Annotated in this window: 22 protein-coding genes; 20 read left to right on the top strand and 2 right to left on the bottom strand. The window is 54.5% G+C overall.

The window, feature by feature from the left end; genetic code table 11:
- Positions 1–108 precede the first annotated feature (108 nt).
- From D5398_RS23095 to D5398_RS23035, 13 genes are all read left to right on the top strand, one after another.
- A complete protein-coding gene (locus D5398_RS23095) occupies positions 109–513 on the top strand; it encodes a colicin D domain-containing protein (protein WP_244216823.1) in 405 nt (134 codons plus the stop codon).
- Complete coding sequence (locus D5398_RS23090; RefSeq protein ID WP_120509698.1) at positions 510–782, top strand: colicin immunity domain-containing protein; 273 nt, start codon at positions 510–512, stop codon at positions 780–782. Before D5398_RS23095 ends, D5398_RS23090 begins: the two co-directional genes overlap by 4 nt.
- A 326-nt stretch (positions 783–1108) precedes the next feature.
- Positions 1109–1396, top strand: a complete 288-nt coding sequence (locus D5398_RS25705) for an S-type pyocin domain-containing protein (RefSeq protein WP_244216822.1) — start codon at positions 1109–1111, stop codon at positions 1394–1396.
- The gene (locus tag D5398_RS25700) at positions 1396–1686 is read left to right on the top strand and encodes a pyocin (protein WP_238485399.1); all 291 of its coding nucleotides are present in this window, start codon (positions 1396–1398) and stop codon (positions 1684–1686) included. Before D5398_RS25705 ends, D5398_RS25700 begins: the two co-directional genes overlap by 1 nt.
- On the top strand, positions 1686–1943 hold the full coding sequence (locus tag D5398_RS23080) for an immunity protein (RefSeq protein ID WP_119824774.1): 258 nt from the start codon (positions 1686–1688) through the stop codon (positions 1941–1943). The genes D5398_RS25700 and D5398_RS23080 overlap by 1 nt, the downstream gene beginning before the upstream one ends.
- A 539-nt stretch (positions 1944–2482) precedes the next feature.
- On the top strand, positions 2483–2731 hold the full coding sequence (locus tag D5398_RS23075) for a hypothetical protein (protein ID WP_244216821.1): 249 nt from the start codon (positions 2483–2485) through the stop codon (positions 2729–2731).
- Positions 2732–3069: 338 nt separating this feature from the next.
- Positions 3070–3885, top strand: coding sequence for an ATP-binding cassette domain-containing protein (locus D5398_RS23065; protein WP_120509696.1), 816 nt, complete (start codon positions 3070–3072; stop codon positions 3883–3885).
- Positions 3885–4700: an ABC transporter ATP-binding protein gene (locus D5398_RS23060; protein WP_120509695.1), complete on the top strand. Its 816-nt coding sequence runs from the start codon at positions 3885–3887 to the stop codon at positions 4698–4700. Before D5398_RS23065 ends, D5398_RS23060 begins: the two co-directional genes overlap by 1 nt.
- A 4-nt stretch (positions 4701–4704) precedes the next feature.
- The gene (locus D5398_RS23055; protein ID WP_120509694.1) at positions 4705–5943 is read left to right on the top strand and encodes an MDR family MFS transporter; all 1239 of its coding nucleotides are present in this window, start codon (positions 4705–4707) and stop codon (positions 5941–5943) included.
- 13 nt (positions 5944–5956) lie between these two features.
- A complete protein-coding gene (locus D5398_RS23050) occupies positions 5957–7465 on the top strand; it encodes an ABC transporter substrate-binding protein (RefSeq protein WP_120509693.1) in 1509 nt (502 codons plus the stop codon).
- On the top strand, positions 7465–9252 hold the full coding sequence (locus D5398_RS23045) for an ABC transporter permease subunit (protein ID WP_120509692.1): 1788 nt from the start codon (positions 7465–7467) through the stop codon (positions 9250–9252). The genes D5398_RS23050 and D5398_RS23045 overlap by 1 nt, the downstream gene beginning before the upstream one ends.
- 89 nt (positions 9253–9341) lie before the next feature.
- Positions 9342–10283, top strand: a complete 942-nt coding sequence (locus tag D5398_RS23040; RefSeq protein ID WP_120509691.1) for a DMT family transporter — start codon at positions 9342–9344, stop codon at positions 10281–10283.
- A gap of 154 nt (positions 10284–10437) precedes the next feature.
- Positions 10438–11712, top strand: coding sequence for a glycoside hydrolase family 10-like protein (locus D5398_RS23035; protein WP_120509690.1), 1275 nt, complete (start codon positions 10438–10440; stop codon positions 11710–11712).
- A gap of 121 nt (positions 11713–11833) precedes the next feature.
- On the opposite strand, the gene D5398_RS23030 is transcribed toward D5398_RS23035, so the two are convergent.
- Both D5398_RS23030 and D5398_RS23025 read right to left on the bottom strand, forming a co-directional pair.
- Complete coding sequence (locus D5398_RS23030; protein ID WP_120509689.1) at positions 11834–13180, bottom strand: APC family permease; 1347 nt, start codon at positions 13178–13180, stop codon at positions 11834–11836.
- Positions 13180–14088, bottom strand: a complete 909-nt coding sequence (locus D5398_RS23025) for an acetamidase/formamidase family protein (RefSeq protein WP_120509688.1) — start codon at positions 14086–14088, stop codon at positions 13180–13182. The genes D5398_RS23030 and D5398_RS23025 overlap by 1 nt, the downstream gene beginning before the upstream one ends.
- Before the next feature lie 575 nt (positions 14089–14663).
- On the opposite strand from D5398_RS23025, the gene D5398_RS25550 reads away from it, so the two are divergent.
- Genes D5398_RS25550 through D5398_RS22995 form a run of 7 tightly spaced genes read left to right on the top strand, consistent with a single transcriptional unit; the run spans position 14664 to position 21734 of the window.
- The gene (locus D5398_RS25550; RefSeq protein WP_208646064.1) at positions 14664–16199 is read left to right on the top strand and encodes an ABC transporter substrate-binding protein; all 1536 of its coding nucleotides are present in this window, start codon (positions 14664–14666) and stop codon (positions 16197–16199) included.
- Positions 16200–16214: 15 nt separating this feature from the next.
- Positions 16215–17156, top strand: coding sequence for an ABC transporter permease (locus D5398_RS25545; RefSeq protein ID WP_208646062.1), 942 nt, complete (start codon positions 16215–16217; stop codon positions 17154–17156).
- Positions 17156–18028 carry an ABC transporter permease gene (locus tag D5398_RS23015; RefSeq protein ID WP_208646060.1) on the top strand — a complete coding sequence of 291 codons (873 nt, stop codon included), beginning with the start codon at positions 17156–17158 and terminating at the stop codon, positions 18026–18028. Before D5398_RS25545 ends, D5398_RS23015 begins: the two co-directional genes overlap by 1 nt.
- Positions 18028–19242 (top strand): amidohydrolase/deacetylase family metallohydrolase, encoded by a 1215-nt coding sequence (locus D5398_RS23010; protein WP_120509687.1) that lies wholly within the window; start codon positions 18028–18030, stop codon positions 19240–19242. Before D5398_RS23015 ends, D5398_RS23010 begins: the two co-directional genes overlap by 1 nt.
- Complete coding sequence (locus D5398_RS23005; RefSeq protein ID WP_120509686.1) at positions 19239–20255, top strand: ABC transporter ATP-binding protein; 1017 nt, start codon at positions 19239–19241, stop codon at positions 20253–20255. Before D5398_RS23010 ends, D5398_RS23005 begins: the two co-directional genes overlap by 4 nt.
- On the top strand, positions 20252–21268 hold the full coding sequence (locus tag D5398_RS23000) for an ABC transporter ATP-binding protein (protein WP_120509685.1): 1017 nt from the start codon (positions 20252–20254) through the stop codon (positions 21266–21268). The genes D5398_RS23005 and D5398_RS23000 overlap by 4 nt, the downstream gene beginning before the upstream one ends.
- On the top strand, positions 21255–21734 hold the full coding sequence (locus tag D5398_RS22995) for a RidA family protein (RefSeq protein ID WP_120509684.1): 480 nt from the start codon (positions 21255–21257) through the stop codon (positions 21732–21734). The genes D5398_RS23000 and D5398_RS22995 overlap by 14 nt, the downstream gene beginning before the upstream one ends.
- The last annotated feature ends 19 nt before the right edge of the window (positions 21735–21753 follow it).

The raw sequence follows: 21753 nt of genomic DNA, 5'->3' as shown, positions 1-21753 counted from the left end.
GCCCGCTGACACCGGCAACCGCTCTCCGGTTCCGGTCACGCCGTGGCATACGGGCACAGCAGCCAAACCGGTCGAAAGCTGGTCACCACTGTCACCCCCGAAGCAGACGTGAACGGGTTGCAGGACTTTATCTACTGGCGTCCTGATGCGGTTGGTACGGGTGTCGAACCTATGTATGTAATGTTCAGTGATCCACTTGATTCAGGACGCTTTACCCGTAAGCAGTTGCATAAAAAATACCTTAAGCATGCCAGTGATTTTGGTATCAAAGACACGAAGAAAAACCGTGAAACGTTAACTAAATTCAGGGATGCAATTGAAGCGCATCTTGCAGATAAGGAAACAATTAAAAAAGGAACTTATCCTAGAAAAGAAGACTCAGATGTATTCTTTAACCCTAACACAAATAACGTCATTGTTATTGATAGTAAAGGAAAGTTTGTCACAGGGTGGAAGTTAAAGCCTGGAGAGCCGCAATTTCAAAACTTTATCGATAAGGGGATATTACAATGAGTATGACGTTAATTGATTTTGCCAAACAATTTGCTGAGTCGACGCTGAACGCAGATAATTTTGCTGATGAGTATATTCGTCTATGGAAAGTAGAAAGAGATTCAAATAATCAGGAAAAAGACACCGATATTGTATCCGAGTGTTGTTCTAGCATATTTGTCGTCGCCGATTGTTACAATCCAGAAGCTGACAGAGATGATTATGAACTAGATGAAGCTACGTTGAGGATTGAGGTGAAAGCGTTGCTTGAAAAATTCAACCTGCTTTGACGTTTAAAGTTCAAGCATCCGGCGGTAATGCCGGATGCTATTTAATTAAATGCTCACTAGGTCGCATATACATCCATATCTTGCTTACGCACTTAGCCTGTGTGACCTGGAGGAAATGATGGTAGAGCACTGCTCTCTTATCCGCTCAGCGCGGTCCAGAGCAGCCGCGTGAACCTGACGTATCAGCAGCGGACCTGCCGGTGCACGGTGCGCTGTTCTGGAAAATGACCGGCTGACGCTCAGGCTCTTAAAACGGGCGAAGGCAGCTTGCCCGGGACGGGGACGGTGCCGGTGCTGAAGGTCGTACGGGGACGGAGGTGAAATCAGTGGAGACACTGGTCACCACCGTCACCCCTGAAGCAGACGTGGCCGTGTTGCAGGACTTTATCTACTGGCGTCCAGATGCAGCAGGTACGGGCGTAGAGCCGGTGTGTGTGATGTTCAGCAACCTCTACGGCGAGACCAATGCGAAGGGGAAGTACAGCGGACGTGATTACAACACCGACGGCCCCATTCAGAACCTTGACTGGAAAAGTGCCAGCATTAATCGCGCCAGGAGAGATAAGGTGAAGCTGCATAAGGGTGTTTTGAACAAACACTTGAAAATAAGGTAATGATCGACCGTCTGGAGAGAATCCTTAAGGGAGAGCTGCAGACCACCGATACCGACACGCGTTTTTACACCCACGAAATCAGAGAGCTGGAGCGATATCGTAATCCAGGCATAAAAGACGGCGAAGTTCCCAAAAGTGTTCATGAGCAAAAAGCTGCATGGAGTAATACGCATACAGCCACTCTCGAAGACGATAAAATAAATGAAAAGGAGCAGTCTTTTTACACTGACGATGCTCTGCAGGCTGCAGACGAACAGGAATTAAAAAATGCTCTTGGAGGAAAAGAATAATGTCATTAAAAGATATAATCAAAAATGAAAGTGTAGAAGACGTACTAAGCTTTCTGGGACCTACTTCCGACTACCGAAAACTAGATCGCCTGTACACTTATAACCGCTTTAATGTGACTTCTATCGGCGAATTATCATCTACATATGATGAATTATTCCAAAAAGGCGTCCTTCAGGATCAGAACGGTAAAGTAATAAAAGGTCCTAATTGGAAAGCACCCAAATTTGTGACCGAGAAAAAATACGGCATCAAATAATTATTAACATTTTCGGACGATTTTGTTTCTACCACTTCCAGTAGACGATAGATTGCTGGCAGTTATTTCTAAGGCGGATTGCCGGACTTTACTCACAGGCGTCCCTATACGGCTAAAAAGAAGTCGACCATGTACATATGATGTCAGAAACAGCTATGGGGTGACTAATGCTAAAAGGAAGTAGAGCAAATATGAAAACTATATCGACATAGCTGGCGGCATCATTAAAAGCTTGTCTGGCGAAGTACCCGCATTGTTCTCGCCGTGATAGTTCAGATGACACTGTACACATCACGTTGTTAAAACTCTCTTTAAAAAAAGAGGTTATCGACCATCTTGTTAAAATACTTTAGAGGGACGGTAAGCCAGTGACACAGTCTTAGCTTGCATACCAGGAGGTTTGAAAACAGAAACGTGATCGGGCATGAGGTGTTTTCGCTGATCATTTCCCCAGCGTATTAATCATTTTTTCTAAAACTCAGTAATAAATAATGAGGTGCTAAATGGTAAATTTTTATGCAATGGTTCAAGATTAAGAAATGGAAGACATAATTACATTTCTCGTCGAACTCAGCGAAAGTGGTATATCCCATCCGTCTATAGAGCAGTTTTTCGGGAGATATAAAGCCTCCACTAAATACGGAAAATACAACATCAAACTGATCGATGCCATAAAGAATCTTGAGGAGGACGGCCGTATATACTCCGTGGGTGGTTATAGCTATAAAAAAGGCCCAAATTGGTCGAAACCCACCTTTGCAGCCGAGAAAAAATATGGTCTCGAGTGACCTTTTCTCTAAATAGAGTTTAAAAAAGCAACGTCCTAAAGCGAATGTTTTAGGCGTTGTTTTTCTCACCCCCAATGAGTTTAATACAATAAAAGATGTGCACATGCACGCGGATAAATAAGGCTGACGCTGACGGCGCTTTTTTTCCTTTCATTTCGCATATGTTTCTATTACACCCGCAGTGATAAGGCTGTTTACCGTAAGCATGAACTCTGATTTTTCCTTCCTTAAAATCCAGTCTGACGAGAAGAAAAATCCCAAAACCTTTTGCATCAAACTGATACATTTTGTTATGTTATCACATATCATAAGCACCCCAGAGATGAATAGGTTCAGGGATGACGCAAGACAGAGTACAACACACCGCACCGGTTCTGGCGGTTGAAGGACTGACGTTATGGCTCGCGGGTGAAAATCGTATTTCCGGTTTGAGTTTCAACATCAACGCAGGTGAACGCGTTTGCCTGCTCGGCGCTTCCGGCTCGGGTAAATCGCTGACCGCCAAAGCCATCACCGGCACAGCGCCCGCACGCGCAGATCTCCGTGGCAGCATTCGGGTGAACGGCCTGGAAGTGTGCGGCAAACCGCCGGTTTCACGTTGCTCATACAGCCGCGTGGCCACCGTTTTTCAGGATTCGTCTACGGCACTGAATCCGCTGATGACAATCGGTAAACAGCTGCGTCTCGCCCTGCCCGTCGCCAGCGTCCAAGAACTCCTCGCCATGCTGGATGCCGTAGGACTTGGCGATATCGCGCAATTAACGGCCAGGTATCCGGCGGAACTTTCCGGTGGTCAGCGCCAGCGGTTGTGTCTTGCGCTGGCGATGCAGTCGTCGTCTTCGCTGCTGCTCGCCGACGAGCCGACTACCGCGCTGGATGTACTCACCCAGCATCAGGTTTTGCAGGTCATGCAAACAGCCTATTCTGCCAGCCCTACGCGCGCTCTGCTGTTTATTACCCACGATATCGCCGTCGCCGCGCAGTTATGCGAGCGCGCGCTGGTGATGGAAAACGGCGTGCTGGTGGAATCCGCGCCGATGGCGCAGTTACTCCGTCATCCGCAACATCCTTATTCCCGGCAACTGGTGCACGCTGCCAGACAGGCCGACGCGTCGCATCAGAATCACGCAGCGCTGCGAGGAGTGGCGGTCTGATGGAATCTTCACTGCATCTGGTCACTGCCCCGTTTCTGCATCTGCATAAGGTCAGCCGGCATTTTGCGCTGCCGGGTTCTTTCTGGCGCAGGCAGCACACGACGCTTTTCGAAGGTCTGTCGCTGCGCATCGGTGGCCATGAAACCCTTGGGCTGGTCGGTGCTTCCGGTTGCGGGAAATCTTCGCTGCTGAAAATTTTGCTGGCACTCGAAGCGCCAGACAACGGCGAGGTGTATTGCACCGGAGAAAAAATCCGCCCCGGCTCCTTGCGGTCATTACGCGAATACCGCCAGCGTGTGCAGTATATTGCGCAGGATCCTGCCGGTTCGCTGCCGCCTGCTATGACGGTCGGTCAGATCATTGCCGAACCGCTTAAACATCTGGGGTTTACAGACGATATTCGTTTGCGCGTAAGCGAGGTAATGGCGCAGGTCAGCCTGAGCGGAACGCTGATTTGCCGCACCGCAGGCGAGCTTTCCGGCGGACAGGCGCAGCGCGTGGCGATTGCCCGTGCGCTGGCGATCCGCCCGCAGTTTCTGGTCGCCGACGAGCCGGTCAGCGGGCTGGATCTGCCGCTGCGTGCGCAGGTCAAACAGCTGTTGCACCAGGTAACGCAGCAAAATGGCATGGGTCTGCTGATGGTGACGCACGACATCTCCATGGTTGCCGGACTTTGCGACCGGGTGCTGGTGATGTACGGCGGCAAAATTGTCGAAGACCGCGCCACGCAGGACGTTTTACGCGCGCCGGACCATACTCATACACGGCAATTGTTGCAGGCCGTTCCTCATTTACCTTTGACCGTTAACGGATAACCGGATGCTGACCCGTTCCCTTGCGCCCGCTTCTGCGCCCAAACCGCCGCTGCTGCTCGCCAGCAGTCTGGTCTTTAACATTGGTTTTTATGCTGTCGTGCCGTTTCTGGCGATTTTCCTGCGTGACGATTTGCTGCTTTCCGGCTGGGCGATCGGTCTGGTGCTCGGGCTCCGCACCTTCTCGCAACAGGGCATGTTTTTACTCGGCGGCGCATTGTCCGACCGCTACGGTGCGCGGATCATTATTTTGCTGGGTTGCGTGGTGCGCATCGCCGGTTTTCTGCTGCTCGGGCTTTCCGACACACTGGCACCGGTGATACTCGGCGCCTGTCTGACCGGCATCGGCGGCGCGCTGTTTTCCCCTTCGATTGAAGCGTTGCTGGCGCAGGCCGGCACCCACAGCGAAAAAGCCGGAAAACGCAGCCGCGCCGAATGGTTCGCGCTGTCTGCCGTCTGTGCGGAACTGGGCGCGGTACTGGGCCCGCTGCTCGGCTCGTTGCTCTCCGGATACGGTTTTCAGCCGGTGGCGCTGGCCGGTTCCGGTCTGTTTCTGATTGCGCTGCTGGTGCTGTTTTTCACCCTGCCTGCCACGCCGAAACGCGCCACGGAACTGAAAATTGTGCCGTGGTGGCAGACGTTTCGTCAGCCGCGCTTTGTGGCCTTTATCATCGCCTACAGCGCGTATCTGTTCAGCTATAACCAGCTGTACCTGGCGCTGCCGGTGGAACTGCGTCGCTCCGGCGGCAGTGAACAAGATCTCGGGCCGCTTTTTGTGCTGGCCTCAGTTCTGGTGATCGTACTGCAAATGCCGCTGGCGCGTTTTGCACGCCGGATGGGCGCCGCACGCATTTTGCCTGCGGGTTTCGGGTTGCTGTCCTGCGCGTTTGTCGCCGTGGCGCTCTTCGCCTGGACGATCCCGCCACAAGGCTGGCTGCGGCTGCTACCGTCAGTATTGCTGATCACGCTGCTCACCGTCGGCCAGATGCTGATTGTGCCGGTCGGGATGGATCTCATTCCGCGCTTTGCCGGGCAGCATAACCTCGGCGCGCATTACGGTGCACTTTCTTCGATGGGCGGCGTGGCGGTGCTGGCGGGCAATTTCCTGCTCGGCGGGCTGCTCGATTCCGCCCTGACGCCGTCACCCGGCGCGGTCATTGCGTGGCTGGCGCTGGCGGCGGTTCCCTTTTTAAGTGCGCTGGCGATGTGGCGAATCTGCCGCCGCCTGCCTCCTCCCGCAATCTGACAAGGAAACTCTGATGTCTCTGTTACGTGTTAGCCCGCTGGCCGGGCTGCTTTCTGCTGCGCTTTTACTGACCGGCTGCTTCAACGAAGCGGATAAAACGCCCGATAAAAACGCCGGTCAGCGCCTGAAACTGGCGATGTTGCAACCGCCGCGTTCCGGCCTGACGCCGCTCAGTGACGACGCGTTTAAACTCTCACGCTGGAGCACGGCGGAAACGCTGGTGGTGCTGGATAAACTCGGCGAAGCGCAACCGGCGCTGGCAACAAGCTGGCAGCAAACCGGCGAGAAAAGCTGGCGGTTCGGGCTGCGTTCCGGTGTGAAATTCCACGACGGCAGTGTACTGGATGCTACAACCGTGGTGAATGCGCTGACCATCGCCGCCCATGCCGCGCCGAAACCGCGCATTCTGGATGGTGTGCAACTGACTGCGAAAGCCGACGGTCAGCTGGCGGTTATCGTCTCTACCGCAGAACCGGATCCGTTGCTGCCGCAGCGACTTTCCAGCCCGCAACTGGCGATCCTTGCGCAAACGGCCTACGGCGAGGAGGGTACGGTGAACCCGCGTCATACCGGTTCCGGCCCCTTTGAACTGGTGCAGGTCAACGGCACCAGCAGCGCCAGGCTGGAGCGTTTCGCCGGTTACTGGGGTGAACCGGCGAAAGCCAGCGGTATCGACGTCAGTTTTGTGCCGGACGGCACCGCGCGCGGAGCCGCGTTACGCACCGGTGCGGCAGATATTGTGGAAGCTATTCCGGTTTCACAGGCACCGTTGCTCGACCAGAACTTAATCCACGAAGTGCCGATGCCACGCACCAACACGCTGTACCTCAATACGAAATCCGGCGTGATGCAGGATGCAGCGCTGCGTGCCGCCGTGCGCGAGGCCATTAACCGTCAGCAGCTGGTGGATAACGTCTACGAAAAACGTGCCGATGTGGCGCAGGGTTTACTGGGCCCGGCACTGCCGTGGGCAGCAGAACTGCGTCAGCCGGTGAGCCACCCGGTTGCCGCCGCGAAACCTGCCGGTGATACCATCACATTAGCGACATTCAGCGAGCGCGCGGAGCTGCCGGAAGTGGCGGTGTATCTGGCACAGCAACTGACGACGGCGGGCTTCACGGTGAAACAGGTCGTACGTGAGTACTCACAAATCGAATCGGATGCGCTGGCAGGCAAATTCGATGCGTTTATTTTATCGCGGGCGACGGTGCTCGATTCCGGCGATCCGGTGGCGTATATGTACAGCGATTTTGCCTGCAAGGGCTCGTTTAATATCGCGCAACTTTGCCGCCCTGAAATCGATCTGGCGTTGCAAAAAGCCGCGGCGGTTCCGGCAGGCAATGCGCGCCGTGAGGCCATTATGCAGGCTGAAAACCTGATACTGGCTACCGATGCCGCCATTCCGATGCTGCATGAACGCGTGATTCAGGGCGAAGCAGCGGACATTCGTGACGCAGTGCGCGACCCGCGTGAACGCACGCTGATCAACGCAGCAACGCAGCGCATGGTTCAGGCCGACTGATGAGTGAATCCCTGTATTGCCGCACCTGCGCGGGGGTCAGCCGTCTGCGCATGAGTCAGACCGGCGGCGCACTGGTGCCGCTGATTTCACGCCTGCTGACGCTGACGGGGATCGTCGTGCTCACCGGTCTGCTGCCGTGGCTGTCGGGCAGTGATCCGGCGCTGTCGCTGCTGCGCGCACGGTCCGGTGAGCAGGAAGCCACTGCAGAAACGCTGGGCGCTATCCGCCAGTCGCTCGGGCTGGACAACGGCCCTTGGTTCGCGCTGACGCACTGGTTGAGCGGTTTGCTGAAAGGCGAGGCCGGTGTGTCCTGGGTTTCTGGATTGCCGGTTCTGCCCGGTATGTTGCAGGCAACCGGCGTTTCATTAACGCTGATGGCATCCTCGGCCAGCGTGGCCTTTACTCTCGCACTGCTGCTGTGCGCAGGCACGATGGTGCGCGGATTACAGGGCAGAACGCCCCGTCCGGCAGGGTTTACCGCAGCACTGTTCACCGCCCTGCCGGAGTTTTTACTGGCGTCTGTTTTGCTGATTGTGGGTGCGGTCTGGCTTTCCCTCTTTCCGCCTTATGGCTGGCAAGGCTGGCATTACGCAGTCCTGCCTTCGCTGGCACTGGGGATTCCTGCGGGCGGATATCTCGGGCGAATTTACTCCGATGCGCTCTGCGAAACCTTTAAAGAAAACTGGCTGACGACCTGGAGCGTGCTGGGTATTCAACGCCGTCATACCGCGCTGGCGGTTATCTGCCGGACGCTGCCCGGCGTAATGCCGCTGACCGGACTGGTGCTGGTTTCCCTGACCGGCGGCGCGGTGGCGGTTGAAAAGGTGTTCGCGATCCCGGGTCTGGGGCGCGCCACGCTGGGTGCCGCAGCAGCCGGAGATTTACCGGCCTTACAGACCGGCGTTTTGATCCTGCTGTTGCTGGCGTCTCTTTTTGGCATGTTAACCGGAGGGGTGCGGATCGTATTGTTGGGGCGCGCCGTAAGACTGAACGCGCTGCCGGTTCCGGTATCTTCCGATCCCACGGAAAAATCCCGACCGTGGATCCCACTGTTATGTTTGGGAATTCTGCTGGTCATGGTCTTCACCGGTTTGCCACGCGACCCGCTGGCATCGGAATATTTGCGGTTACAGCCGCCCTCTTTCGCCCTGCCTTTTGGCGCGGATGCAATGGGACGCGACCTTCTCGCCCGTGTGGCGCACGGTACGCTCAATACCTGTTTTCAGGCGCTGATTGTTTCGCTGATTTGTCTGGCTATCGGCCTCATTGCCGGAGCGTTTCCCCGCGCCATGACCGGGCCGGTTGAAGTTGCGAATGCGCTGCCGCCGGTGATCGCCGGATTAGTGGTTGCCGCCGTTAGCGGCCCGACGGCGGGAGGCGCCATTATTGCCGTGACTGCCGTCAGCTGGGCACCGCTGGCGGCTCACACAGCCGCGCGGGTGGCAGAAATCCGCGCGCGGGCTTATATGCAGATGCTGACGTTTTCCGGCGTCGGCGCTTTTCGTCGTAATGTGTTTTATGTGTTTCCCGCCCTTGCCGGTCCGCTTCTGCGCCATGCATTGCTGCGTTTACCGGGCATCGCGCTGGCGCTGGCGTCTCTGGGTTTTCTTGGCCTTGGCGCTCCGCCGCCGGTGCCTGAATGGGGACGCGTTCTGGCAGAAGGGATGCCTTACATCGAACGTGCAGGCTGGACGGTTTTCGCACCGGCGGGCGCACTGGCGTTACTGTCGGTGATGGCTGTGACGCTGGGTAACGTGCGCTGGGGAAAACAGGCGGGAGGTCGCTGAATGGTGATATGAACCATTATCTGAATTCATAATTTCGCGCTAATCTGTTGGCCTGATGTATACAAGAAGACAGAACAGGAAGACAGAAAATGGACTCGCGTAAGCCGCTGGACGGATTTGCCAGCAGCGTGATGGTTGGGCTGTGTATTATCTGGGGCGTGCAGCAGGTGGCGATCAAAAGCGCGGCGGAGGATATCACCCCGTTGTTGCAGGTGGCGCTGCGCTCGGGCATGGCAGGGCTGGCGGTGATGATTCTAATGCTTATCCGCCAGCGGAAAATCCCCTTCAGCGCACGGACACTCCGCCCCGGATTGCTGGTCGGTTTGCTGTTTTCCGTTGAATTTATGTTTGTCGCCGAAGGCCTGCGGTTCACAACCGCGGCCCACATGGCGGTTTTTCTCTATACCGCACCGATTTTTGCCGCACTCGGCCTGCATTTCCTGGTGCCGGAAGAACGGTTGAGCCGTCTGCAATGGTCCGGCGTGGGTATTACCTTTCTCGGCGTGATTGTCGCGTTTCTCTTTGGCGGTAATAATGCCGCTGCACCGCAGGCCAGCAACATGTTGCTCGGCGATTTCTTCGGCCTGCTGGCGGGGGCTTTCTGGGGCATGACCACCATCGTGGTGCGGCGCAGTGCGCTATCTTCCGGCAGTGCCACCATGACGCTGTTTTATCAGCTGGCAGGCGCGTTCGTTTTGCTCGGCGCAATGGCGTTGCTGACCGGTCAGACGCAGTTTCGGCTCACGCCGGTTTCGGTCAGCAGTATGGTCTTTCAGACTGTGGTCGTGACGTTCGGCAGTTATCTGGCGTGGTTCAGCCTGATGCGCCGTTATCAGGCGTCGCGTCTGGGGATCCTCTCATTTATGACGCCGGTTTTCGGCATTATTGCGGGCGTCGTATTGCTGCATGAACCGCTGAAAATCAACTTTATCGCCGGTGCCCTGCTGATCATGCTCGGAATTCTGACGGTAAGCGCCGATGGACTGTTGCGCCAGTGGATAGCCAAAAAGCGCCTGAGAAAATTGCGTTAATACCTGATTACAGTGAAAATTAATCCTGATCATAAAGCGCGCTACACTAAGCAGCTACCCTGCCTGTCTGAGCGATTACCAATAAAGGGAGTTTATCATCGCCCGTTTTTATCACATTACCGCGGTCACGGCCGTCAAAAAATCAGCGTCCCTGATGGGTCTGGCGCTGTTACTGGTCAGTTGCTCTTCCACGCCGCCGAAATCGCTGGTTACCCCGCTGCCACCGGTGACCAAACAGCCGCTGCCGGGGAAAACTGCGCAGCCGCAGGAACCGGTGCGCGGGGTGTGGCTGGCAACGGTTTCCCGCCTCGACTGGCCGCCAGTATCCTCGGTCACAGCCAGCAGCCCGTCGGCACGTATCAGCCAGCAGAAAAAAGCGCTGACTGACAAACTCGATAAGCTGAAAAGTCTCGGGATTAACACCGTATTCTTCCAGGTGAAACCTGATGGTACGGCACTGTGGGCCTCTAAAATCCTCCCGTGGTCAGATACCCTGACCGGTAAAATCGGACAGGATCCGGGCTATGATCCTTTGCAGTTCATGCTTGATGAAGCCCACAAGCGCGGGATGAAAGTTCACGCTTGGTTCAACCCTTACCGCGTGTCGGTCAACACCAAACCCTCCACCGTGACGGAGCTGAATAACACCCTGCCGCTTCATCCGGCCAGCGTGTTCGTGCTGCACCGCGACTGGATCCGCACCGCCAGCGATCGCTTTGTGCTTGACCCTGGTATTCCGGAGGCGCGCGACTGGATAACCAGCATCGTGGCCGAAGTGGTGTCGCGCTATCCGGTCGATGGCGTGCAGTTTGATGACTATTTCTATACCGAAGCGCCGGGTTCCACGCTCGACGATAATCTGACGTTCCGCCGCTACGGACAGGGATTTGCCTCGAAAGCCGACTGGCGACGCCACAATACCCAGCTGCTGATCGAGCAGGTTTCGCGCACCATCAAACAGCTCAAACCCGGCGTAGAATTTGGCGTCAGTCCGGCAGGCGTGTGGCGCAATGTGTCACACGATCCGGCCGGTTCCCGCACCTCTGGCGCGGCGGCCTATGATGAAGCATACGCCGACACCCGCCTCTGGGTGCAACAGGGTTTGCTCGATTACATAGCGCCACAGCTTTACTGGCCTTTTGCCCGCAAAGCCGCCCGTTATGATGTGCTGGCGCAGTGGTGGGCTGATGTGGTGAAACCGACCCATACGCGCCTGTATATTGGCGTCGCGTTGTATAAAGTGGGTGAGCCTTCAAAAGGTGAACCGGACTGGATGATTAGCGGCGGCGTGCCGGAGCTGAAAAAACAGCTCGATATGAACGAATCTAACCCGCAAATTCAGGGCACCATTCTGTTCAGGGAGAATTACCTCAACCAGCCGCAGACGCAGGAAGCAGTCAGCTATCTGAAACACCGCTGGGGAAGTTAAAACCTCGAGAACCCCTCTGAATGGCGTGATTTCACGGGTATCAAAAAAGGCTCAACACGTTGAGAAACGTATTGAGCCTTTTTATTTACGATTTTCTTGGGCACTGGAAAAACCTGAAAACTTAGTTTTCTTCCAGCTTCAGCGTAGTTTCACGTTTAAGGATCACGCGTAACACAAAGTAATAAACGACGCCGATTGCCAGCCAGCTCAGGCCAAGAATTTTGGCTTCCCAGTCCATTTCGTAAATAACGAAAGCGATGATACAAAAACCAATGACCGGGAACAGCAGGTGCAGCACCAGATTGCGGGATTTCTGGCGGATAATGTAGTGATTAATCACCGCCACATGCAGTATCAGAAAGCCCATCAGTGCGCCAAAATTGACCAGGCGACTGAGATTGTCGATATTGCCGTTAAACCACAAGCCTGAACACAAAGAGATCAGTCCGACCAGCAATGTACTGACATACGGCGTTTTGAAACGCGGATGCACTTTCGCCAGCAGTTTAGGCAGCTGTTTATCACGCGCCATCGCGAAAAGAATTCGCGAGACGGCAGCCTGTGCGACCAGCGCGTTAGCAATACCCCAGGAGATAGCGGTGGACCAAATGGTGGCTTGTTTCAGCCATTCGCCACCGGCCAGGTTTGCCGTCTCGTAGAATGCCGTATCCAGGCTGGTGAACTTCATGCCAACGGCTAAATCAGCGGCAATCCAGGTCTGCAAGATAAAGAGCACCCCCACCAGCATTAATGCACCGAGAGAGGCTTTACCTACCGTGTCCACGCCGCCTTTCGTTTCTTCAGACAACGTCGAAATACCGTCAAAACCGAGGAAGGACAATACGGCAATGGACACAGCACCCACGACCAGTGGCAGGCTGAATTTATCGGCGTTGTACAGAGGCTCCAGCGTTAAGTGACCCGCCCCGACGCCGGAATACAGCGCTATCAGCCCCAGCACCACAAAAATGCTCAGGATAATGATTTCGGCAAGCAGGATGTAGTTATTGGCCTTCGCCGTGAACTGGATCCCCACCAGATTGACAACGCTGTTGAGCGCGATAAAGCCGACGATCCATGCCCACGAAGGCACGTCCGGTAAGACCGGCGCTAATGCCGCCGCGCTGACGATATAAAGCAGCGAAGGCACCAGAATATAGTCGAGCAGGATAAGCCAGCCGGCAAAGAAACCTACCGTTTCATGAATACCACGCTGTGCGTAAGCATAAACGGAACCCGAAACCGGGAAAGCGCGGGACATGGCCCAGTAACTCATGGCGGTGAAAAACATCGCCACCATGCCTATCAGATAAGCCAGTGCCACCATGCCATTCGAGCCTTCCCACACGTAGCCAAACACACCAAAGGGCGCGATGGGCACCATGAAAATCATCCCGTAAACCAATAAATCTTTCAAAGTCAGTGTTCGGTGTAACTCTTGTTTATAACCAAATTGTTCAACAGACATCAATATTCCTCAATCTTCAACTTCAGCTGTGCAGCCACTGTTTTCGGCAATGCAAACCGGCAGGTTTTTAACGGGTCAACGACCTGACAGATTTGTAAATCACCGGTAATGCTCAGTAAGTTGATGGCATCAGGCAGACTGATATCCGTGTTGTCGGTAATAAAATGCGCCATATTTCGCGTGGCGATATCGGCAGCTTCGTCCAGCGTTTTTGCCGACGCGAGAGTGAAAATAGTGTCGCTATTTTCCAGCATCGGAGTCGGTAATTTCCGGTTTTTAATCACCTGGAGATTGACGACAACTTCGCCGGGAATTTCCAGTCCGCATACTGAGACTTCGCCATCACCCATTGCGGCATGTAAATCGCCCAACGCAAACAATGCGCCCGCCACATTTACGGGTAAATAGAGCGTGCTGCCGGCGGTGATCACTTTGCAATCCATATTGCCGCCATGGCTGTCCGGCGTTCCGCAGGAAATAGCCTCTCCGGCAGGAGCAACGCCAATGACACCGATCATAGAGTTGATTGGGAAACGCACTCCGCCCGGCAGATGCGCCATGCCTTTTTCAACAGGAACAGTCAGGATACGGGGTTCGGTCAGCTCATTCCCAATGACGCCCAGACCAGGTGCGGTGACCATTACTGCCTGATTTCCACGCATGGCAATACGCTTGATTTCAACGCGCAACACGTCGCCGGGTTCGGCACCTTCGACAAAAACCGGGCCGGTTGCCGGGTTGATTCGCTGCCAGTCCAGTTCATTAAATTCAGCCTGCTCGGACTGAATCTGATCAGAAAAGCAGTCGCAGGTTTCAAAGCACACATCGCTGCCGCTGGTGACTGTTGCTGCAGGAGGATTCTCGCGGGACATCGCATAAACCAGATGGGTATTATCAATTCTTAACATAGTCGCCCTGTAATCTGTAAAGTGTCTTCTATTCTGTTATTCGGCTTACAGTTATTTCGACTGCTAATCACCTTTTCCAGAGTCCATATATATTGCTATTTTTAAAGAGTGCAGCGTTATTCATGATTATGTCAGACGTAATTTCAGCATCCTCTGCGGGATGTATTTGTCGCATAAAATGACGTTCTGCCTGCTCGGGGATAATAGATATAGAAAACCTTTCAGAGCTGCAAGCGTTATTTAGATATGCGCATTTAACGCGCACGTATTTTTATTTATTAAAAATAGAGATTCGTATTAATGGCGCTGAACAGGCCTGTATTCAGAATGCAGCCACAGATTTCTCTATTATAGGTACGTGATATTTTAGTAATAAATAATAGTCTGGTAATAAATAATAGATTTTTCTTCTCCCTCCTTCCTGCACCTCAATATTCAAAAAACGTGACCCAGGTTTTGAAAAACACATCCCGCGTCAAAAAGTGTTGACCCTCTGGCTGATAAATGTACATTCACAACTTAGTTACATAAAAGAAACATATATTCCATAATTATGAAACAAACAGGTGATAAATATGTCCAGAACTCTGCACTATTTCTTTGCCATCCTGATGGCGCTCACCAGTGTCAGTGCATACGCCCAGGCTGAACCGACTAAGGGCGGTGTCGTTAATATCGCCATGATAGGCGAGCCCCCGACGCTCGATCCGATGATGTCCACAGCCGATCTGGTCGGCACCATCACTCAACATATGTTTGAAACGCTCTATACCTTTGATGAGAAATGGCAGGTCATTCCGCTGCTCGCCAGCCAGATGCCCGCCATTTCTGATGACGGGAAAACCTATGTGATCCCATTACGTCAGGGGGTGACTTTCCAGAATGGTCAGCCGATGACATCAAAAGATGTCCTGGCGTCGCTACATCGCTGGGAGAAAGTCGCCAGCCGCGGGCGTCAGACGGCAGAAATTATCACCGACATTTCTGCTCCGGATGACCACAGCATCAAAATAGTCCTCAAACAACCTTATGCGCCTTTGCTGGCATTGCTGTCGCTGAACAATTCCGCGGCGGTGATCATGCCTGATGCGCAAACACAGCAAAATCCGCTGACCGAATTTATCGGCACAGGCCCTTATCAGCTGAAATCTCATCAGGCCGATCGTTTTATCCAGCTGACCCGGTATGAGGGTTATCACAGCCAGGCAGGAGAACCCGATGGCTACGGCGGTGCCCGTAAGCAATATCTGGATGAAATCCGGTTTGTTCCGGTGGCTGATCCGAATACCCGCATCGAAGGCGCTGTTTCCGGGCAATTTGCTTACGTTGATTCTTTGCCGGTGGAATCTTTCGACAAGATCAAAAACGGCAAAGATAAACCCGTGTTGCTTAAGCCTTATGGCTGGCCGGTATTTGTGATGAATTCCAGGCAAGGGCTGACTTCAGACATCCTGATCCGCAAAGCCATTCAGGCCGCCCTGGCACCGCAGGACATGATGACGGCAGCCTTTGGTTCACCGGATTTCTTCAGCATTGACGGTGCGATGTACCCGAAAGACAGCATCTGGCATAGCGAAGCAGGGACTGCACCCTATAAGCCAATGGGCGATACCGCTAAAGCGCAGCAGCTGTTGAAAGAGGCGAAGTACCATGGACAAACGCTGCGGATTCTGACCAGCCGCCAGTACGAATTTCACTATAAGCTGGCTCAGGTGGCGCAGGCCTATCTGGAAGCGGCGGGTTTTAAAGTTCAGCTCGACGTAGAGGAGTGGGCTTCCCTGACGCAGAACCGCACCAATCCTGAACGCTGGGATATGTACATCTCTCACAGCCCTTTCCTGCCAGAACCTTCCCTGACCGGCATCATGTCTGACACCTCACCAGGCTGGTGGGTCAGCGACAAAAAACATGCGGCGTTGCAGGCATTTAACAGCGAAACCGATCCTCAGAAACGCGTCGCACTGTGGGCGAACGTGCAGAAAGCCATTTACGAAGATGTGCCGATGTTTAAGGTGGGCAACTTCAATGCACTGGCGGCTCAGTCTCCGGCATTAAAGGGTGTGAGACCTTCGCCGTGGCCATATTTCTGGAACGCCTATCTCACCCAATAACCGCCGGGACTTAACATGTTACGTTCAATTTTGAATCGTTTATTTGGCATGCTGGTGGTCATGACGCTGGTGGTTTCGCTGGTGTTCCTCATCGTGCACATCACCCCCGGCGATCCGGCTGCGGTCATGTTGGGGCCGGATGCGACAGGGGCAGATATTGCTGCATTGCGGGATCAGCTGGGGCTGAATGCCCCGCTCTGGCAACAGTTTGTCCACTATATCGGCAGCGTATTGCAGGGGGATCTCGGGCGTTCGATATTTCTCAATATTCCGGTGACAGAGGCCCTGTGGCAACGCGCTGAACCGACCTTTTTCCTGACCCTTATGGCGCTGCTGATCGCCACAATTATCGCGCTGCCGGTAGGCATTTTGTCCGCGTATTACCGGGGCTCGTTGTTTGATCAGATTGCCACGGGGGTCGCCATGCTGTCGGCCAGCGTGCCGTCATTTTGGTTGGGTTTGCTGTTCATCCAGTTTTTTGCCGTCAGGTTGGGGTGGTTTGATACCTCGGGTTACGGCGGGCCCGATGCCTCTTTCGCCCAGCGGATGCATCATCTGGTGCTGCCTGCGCTGTCACTGGGCGTGGTTTCTTCTGCACTGATCATGCGTTTTACCCGCGCCAGCATGCTCGACGTGCTCAACGATGATTACGTGCGCACTGCGCGTGCCAAAGGGCTGTCCGAATTTCGCGTCGTCGTAAAACATGCCTTCAAAAACGCATTGATTCCCGTCGTTACGGTGATTGGTCTGACGGCGGCGCTGCTGATCTCCGGGGCTATCGTCACCGAAACGGTGTTCGGACTCCCCGGTGTGGGCAGCCTGACCGTTTCAGCCGTTTTACGCAGGGACTATCCGGTTATCCAGGGCACGCTGCTGGTGGTTTCCGGCCTCTACGTGCTGATGAATTTCGCCGTCGATATGTTGTATTTATGGGTTGACCCGAGGGTACGTCGCTAATGTCTATTTCATCCATTACAGTGGCCCGCCATTCCCGCCATGACTCATTTATGTGGCAGTTAGTGTCGCGTCCGACCACGGCAGTCGCGCTGATTTTACTGATATTTATCGTAGTCAGTGCGGTGCTGGCTCCCTGGATTGCCCCTTTTTCACCCAGCCAGCTGGCAATTATGCAACGCCTGAAAGGCCCGGAAGCCGCGCATCTCTTCGGCACTGACGAACTGGGGCGCGATATCTTTTCCAGAATGCTGTTTGCCGGGCAAACGTCTCTGAGCGTGGGGATCGCCGTCGTGGTATTTACTTCTGTCACCGGCGTTTTACTGGGGCTTCTGGCGGGATATTTCCGTGCGCTGGATGCGCCCGTTTCGCGCCTGATTGACGCGATGATGGCGTTTCCGGACATTCTGCTGGCGATTGCACTGGTTGCCGCGCTGGGGCCGTCGGCCACCAATGTGGTGATTGCGCTCGGTATCGTCTACACGCCGCGAATGGCCAGGGTTATCCGCGCCTCGACGCTGGTTATTCGTGAACTGCCGTATGTCGAAGCGGCAAAAGCCCTGGCGGTGCCAACGCCGGTCATTTTGTACCGCCATATTTTGCGCAACCTGACCTCACCCCTGCTGGTGCAATGTACCTTCATCTTTGCCAACGCCATTCTTGCCGAGGCCGGTTTGTCATTCCTCGGCGTGGGTATTTCTCCCGACATTCCGACATGGGGAACCATGATAAGCCAGGGCCGTCAGTATATCGACCAGGCGGGCTGGATCATGTTGTTCCCTGGCATTGCCATCGTGATTACCGTGCTGTCGCTGCAATTACTGGGTGACGGATTGCGCGATTTACTCGATCCTCGACTTTCAAAAGGTGCCTGATGAACACTCACAACACACAATCTGAAGAAGCTTTGCTGATCAAAGCAGTTAAGCCGATAGGTTTCGGCCCGGTTCCCGATGTGCTTAATGGCTGCATTGATGTGCTGATCGGCAGGAACGGACAAGTGATACGGAGCGCCCCGGAGATCCGCGCGGGCAGCGACGTGGAAGTGATCAACGGCAACCGCTGCTGGCTGTCCCCTGGCTGGACCGATTTGCATACGCATATCTGGTACGGCGGCACAGACATTTCCATCCGGCCTGAAATTTGTGGTTTGTCCCGTGGAGTCACCACGCTGGTCGATGCCGGTTCTGCCGGAGAAGCCAATTTTCACGGTTTGCGTGAACTGATTATCGACTCGGCCAGCGAAGACATTTTTGCCTTTCTGAATCTGGGTTCCATCGGTCTGGTGGCCTGTAACCGTGTCAGTGAACTTACCGGACTGGCATCGGTGGATATCGACCGCATTGCCACCACCGTTGAAGCTAATCGGGATCTGATTGTCGGCCTGAAAGTCCGCGCCAGTGGCACCATTACCGCAGGCTGGGATATCGCGCCGGTGAAACTGGCTAAGAAGCTGGGACGCATCCTGAAATTGCCGATTATGGTGCACGTTGGCGAACCGCTGCCGCTTTACGACGACGTGCTTAAAACGCTGGGCGAAGGTGACATCATTACCCATTGTTTTAACGGAAAAATCGGCGGTTCGATTCTGGAAGATGAAGAATTGTACCGGCTGGTGGAAGAGTCGCAGCAGCGGGGCGTGGTGATGGATGTCGGTCATGGCGGCGCGTCGTTTTCGTTTGAAGTCGCTAAAGCCGCGCTGAGCAATAAACTGTTGCCGGACACCATTTCCACCGACATCCACAAGCGTTCTATGCCGGGCTCGGTATGGGATATGTCCACCACCATGTCGAAATTGTTGTCATTAGGCATGCCGCTGGAAGACGTGATCCGCGCGTCCAGCACCCGGCCACGCGAGGTGATCCGTCGTCCGTATCCGGCGATGCTTGAGTCGGGCGCGGCGGCCAATTTCACCCTGTTTGAAATCAATGATTCCGACCTGATTGTACGTGATTCCAAAGGGGTTCCCAGCGCACTTAAGCAGGTCTTTGACCCGCGCTACACCGTGCTGGGCGCACAGCACTGGACGGCCTCACGTTATCAGCCCGCAGAACAGTCGCCACGTTGCACGTGCGGGGGGCATGTATGAGTCTGGCAAAAGATGATGACGTCATTTTATCGGTCAGAGATTTGCAAACGTCTTTCACCACGAAACGCCAGAATGTCATTCCCGTTGACGGCGTGACGTTTGAGCTCAAACGGGGTCAGACGTTGGCGATTGTCGGGGAATCCGGTTCCGGGAAATCAGTCACCAGCCTGTCAGTCATGGGATTACTGGGAAAAAACGGTCATGTCTCCGGCGGCGAAATTCACTACCGCAACCGGCAGCAGGAACCATTACGTCTGGACAGGTTCACTGCGGCGCAATACCGGAAGGTGCGTGGCAAAGAAATTGCGATGATTTTTCAGGAGCCGATGACCAGCCTGAATCCGCTCTTTACAGTGGGAGATCAGATAATGGAAATGATCACCCTGCACCAGCCCATCTCAAAAAAGGACGCGCGGCGCAGTGCTATCGAAATGCTGGAGAAAGTCGAAATTCCGGCGGCGGCTACCCGAATTGATGATTATCCGCACAGCATGTCCGGCGGGATGCGCCAGCGCGTGATGATCGCACTGGCACTCTCCTGCAACCCTGCCCTGCTGATTGCCGATGAGCCCACCACCGCGCTGGATGTGACCATTCAGGCGCAGATCCTCGACCTGCTAAAACGTCTGCAAGCTGACCTGGGAATGAGCATTATCTTTATCACTCATAATCTCGGCGTCGTGGCGGAAATTGCCCAGGATGTGGTGGTGATGTACGCCGGAAGAGTCGTGGAACACGCACCGGTCGAAACGCTGTTTTCACGTCCGGCACACCCTTACACCCGTGGTTTACTGGCCTGCACACCGAATAATCACAACGCGGCGGAGGATGGTTCGCGCGGCGAACTTTACGCCATCCCCGGAGCCGTGCCTTCTTTAAGCGAGTTACCGGCAGGATGCGCGTTTTCCCCACGCTGTGAATACGTGAGCAGTGACTGTCTGGTTGCCCGGCCAGCGCTGCGCAGCGTGGGTAAAAATACCTGGTCGCGCTGCATAAGGAGTGAACAGTTATGAGTGACTCTTTCACTTCTCAGCCTGCGCCACTGCTGCGCGTCGAAGGTTTATGCCAGTATTTTAAAACGCAGGATGGCCGCACGGTTCACGCCGTTGAAGCACTGACGTTTGACATCAAACGCGGTCACACCGTCGGGCTGGTGGGTGAATCAGGTTCAGGAAAAACCACCGCAGGACGGGCTATTTTACGCCTGCTGGAACCGACCGCCGGACAGGTGTTTTTCAACGACACCGATGTGCTGTCGCTGCCGTCTAAAGAGATGAAACGCTACCGGCAGAAAATGCAGATCATCTTTCAGGATCCCTTTTCCAGCCTGAATCCCCGGATGCGTGTATCACAAATCATCGGTGAAGCGCTCAATACTGCCGGTTTCCCCAAAGGAGAGGCACGAAAAGCACGCGTAGAAGAACTGCTGCAACGCGTGGGGTTACAGGCAGAGCACGCGGACCGTTATCCGCATGAGTTTTCCGGCGGTCAGCGCCAGCGTATTGGTATCGCCCGCGCCATCGCGGTCGAACCCGATTTTATCGTGGCTGATGAATCGGTTTCAGCGCTGGATGTGTCGGTGCAGGCTCAGGTGCTGAACCTGCTGGGCGAACTGCAACGCTCTCTGGGATTAACCCTGTTGTTCATCGCGCACGATCTGACCGTCGTGGAATATCTGTGTGATGAAGTGGTTGTGATGTACCTCGGTCGCGTCATGGAGCGCGGGCCTTGCCGGGAAGTCTATGCCCGACCGCGCCATCCCTATACTCAGGCCTTACTTTCTGCCGCACCGGTGCCGGACCCTACCCGGAAAAAACAGCGCATCGTGCTCAGGGGCGATATTCCCAGCCCTATTTCGCCGCCTTCCGGATGCGTATTCCGTACCCGCTGCCCTTATGCGACAGCGCTTTGTGCGGCGGAGGTTCCGGCCGAACAGCACGTCAGCGATGAACATTGGGTGAGCTGCGTTCGCCTGCATGAACTTAACCTTCAGGAACAAGGAAGACACGATAATGCATACCAATAACCGGCAGAGTATGCCTTACCAGCGGCTGGCGGAGATGGGCATTGTATTGCCGGTTTCTCCTGCTCCCGTTGCTAATTTTAGTTCTCACATCATCTCAGGTAATTTGCTGTTTCTTTCCGGTCAGGGCCCGGTGGGCGCGGATAACAGCAAACAACGCGGCAAAGTCGGGCGCGATATTTCTGCTGAGGACGCTTATCAGCATGCCAGACTGACCGGCATCAATCTGCTGGCGGTGATGCATGAAGCGCTGGGGGATTTAGGTCGGGTGAAACAGGTGGTAAAACTGTTGGGCATGGTGAATGCCGACAATGAATTTAGCGATCACCCCAAAGTGATCAACGGCTGCTCGGATTTGCTGGTCGGCGTTTTTGGTAAGCAGGGGATCCACGCCCGCTCCGCCGTCGGTTTCTCTTCATTACCCGATCAAATTACTGTCGAAATTGAAGCGATCGTCGAATTCGAATAACTCTGCGGAGAACGGTAAA

This window comes from Rahnella bruchi (assembly GCF_003614975.1).
Classification (GTDB): Bacteria; Pseudomonadota; Gammaproteobacteria; order Enterobacterales; family Enterobacteriaceae; genus Rahnella; species Rahnella bruchi.
The sequence above is the reverse complement of the archived record's forward strand: the minus strand, read 5'-3'. Positions and strand labels throughout refer to the sequence as shown.

Bases quoted from the DNA above. Each gene is read 5' to 3' on its own strand.
- D5398_RS23040 (WP_120509691.1), top strand. From the start codon at position 9,342: ATGGACTCGCGTAAGCCGCTGGACGGATTTGCCAGCAGCGTGATGGTT.
- D5398_RS23065 (WP_120509696.1), top strand. From the start codon at position 3,070: ATGACGCAAGACAGAGTACAACACACCGCACCGGTTCTGGCGGTTGAA.
- D5398_RS23035 (WP_120509690.1), top strand. From the start codon at position 10,438: ATGGGTCTGGCGCTGTTACTGGTCAGTTGCTCTTCCACGCCGCCGAAA.
- D5398_RS23010 (WP_120509687.1), top strand. From the start codon at position 18,028: ATGAACACTCACAACACACAATCTGAAGAAGCTTTGCTGATCAAAGCA.
- D5398_RS23055 (WP_120509694.1), top strand. From the start codon at position 4,705: ATGCTGACCCGTTCCCTTGCGCCCGCTTCTGCGCCCAAACCGCCGCTG.
- D5398_RS23080 (WP_119824774.1), top strand. From the start codon at position 1,686: ATGTCATTAAAAGATATAATCAAAAATGAAAGTGTAGAAGACGTACTA.
- D5398_RS23005 (WP_120509686.1), top strand. From the start codon at position 19,239: ATGAGTCTGGCAAAAGATGATGACGTCATTTTATCGGTCAGAGATTTG.
- D5398_RS23050 (WP_120509693.1), top strand. From the start codon at position 5,957: ATGTCTCTGTTACGTGTTAGCCCGCTGGCCGGGCTGCTTTCTGCTGCG.
- D5398_RS23015 (WP_208646060.1), top strand. From the start codon at position 17,156: ATGTCTATTTCATCCATTACAGTGGCCCGCCATTCCCGCCATGACTCA.
- D5398_RS23045 (WP_120509692.1), top strand. From the start codon at position 7,465: ATGAGTGAATCCCTGTATTGCCGCACCTGCGCGGGGGTCAGCCGTCTG.
- D5398_RS25550 (WP_208646064.1), top strand. From the start codon at position 14,664: ATGTCCAGAACTCTGCACTATTTCTTTGCCATCCTGATGGCGCTCACC.
- D5398_RS23060 (WP_120509695.1), top strand. From the start codon at position 3,885: ATGGAATCTTCACTGCATCTGGTCACTGCCCCGTTTCTGCATCTGCAT.
- D5398_RS23090 (WP_120509698.1), top strand. From the start codon at position 510: ATGAGTATGACGTTAATTGATTTTGCCAAACAATTTGCTGAGTCGACG.
- D5398_RS23075 (WP_244216821.1), top strand. From the start codon at position 2,483: ATGGAAGACATAATTACATTTCTCGTCGAACTCAGCGAAAGTGGTATA.
- D5398_RS22995 (WP_120509684.1), top strand. From the start codon at position 21,255: ATGCATACCAATAACCGGCAGAGTATGCCTTACCAGCGGCTGGCGGAG.
- D5398_RS25545 (WP_208646062.1), top strand. From the start codon at position 16,215: ATGTTACGTTCAATTTTGAATCGTTTATTTGGCATGCTGGTGGTCATG.
- D5398_RS23000 (WP_120509685.1), top strand. From the start codon at position 20,252: ATGAGTGACTCTTTCACTTCTCAGCCTGCGCCACTGCTGCGCGTCGAA.
- D5398_RS23030 (WP_120509689.1), bottom strand. From the start codon at position 13,180: ATGTCTGTTGAACAATTTGGTTATAAACAAGAGTTACACCGAACACTG.
- D5398_RS23025 (WP_120509688.1), bottom strand. From the start codon at position 14,088: ATGTTAAGAATTGATAATACCCATCTGGTTTATGCGATGTCCCGCGAG.
- D5398_RS25700 (WP_238485399.1), top strand. From the start codon at position 1,396: ATGATCGACCGTCTGGAGAGAATCCTTAAGGGAGAGCTGCAGACCACC.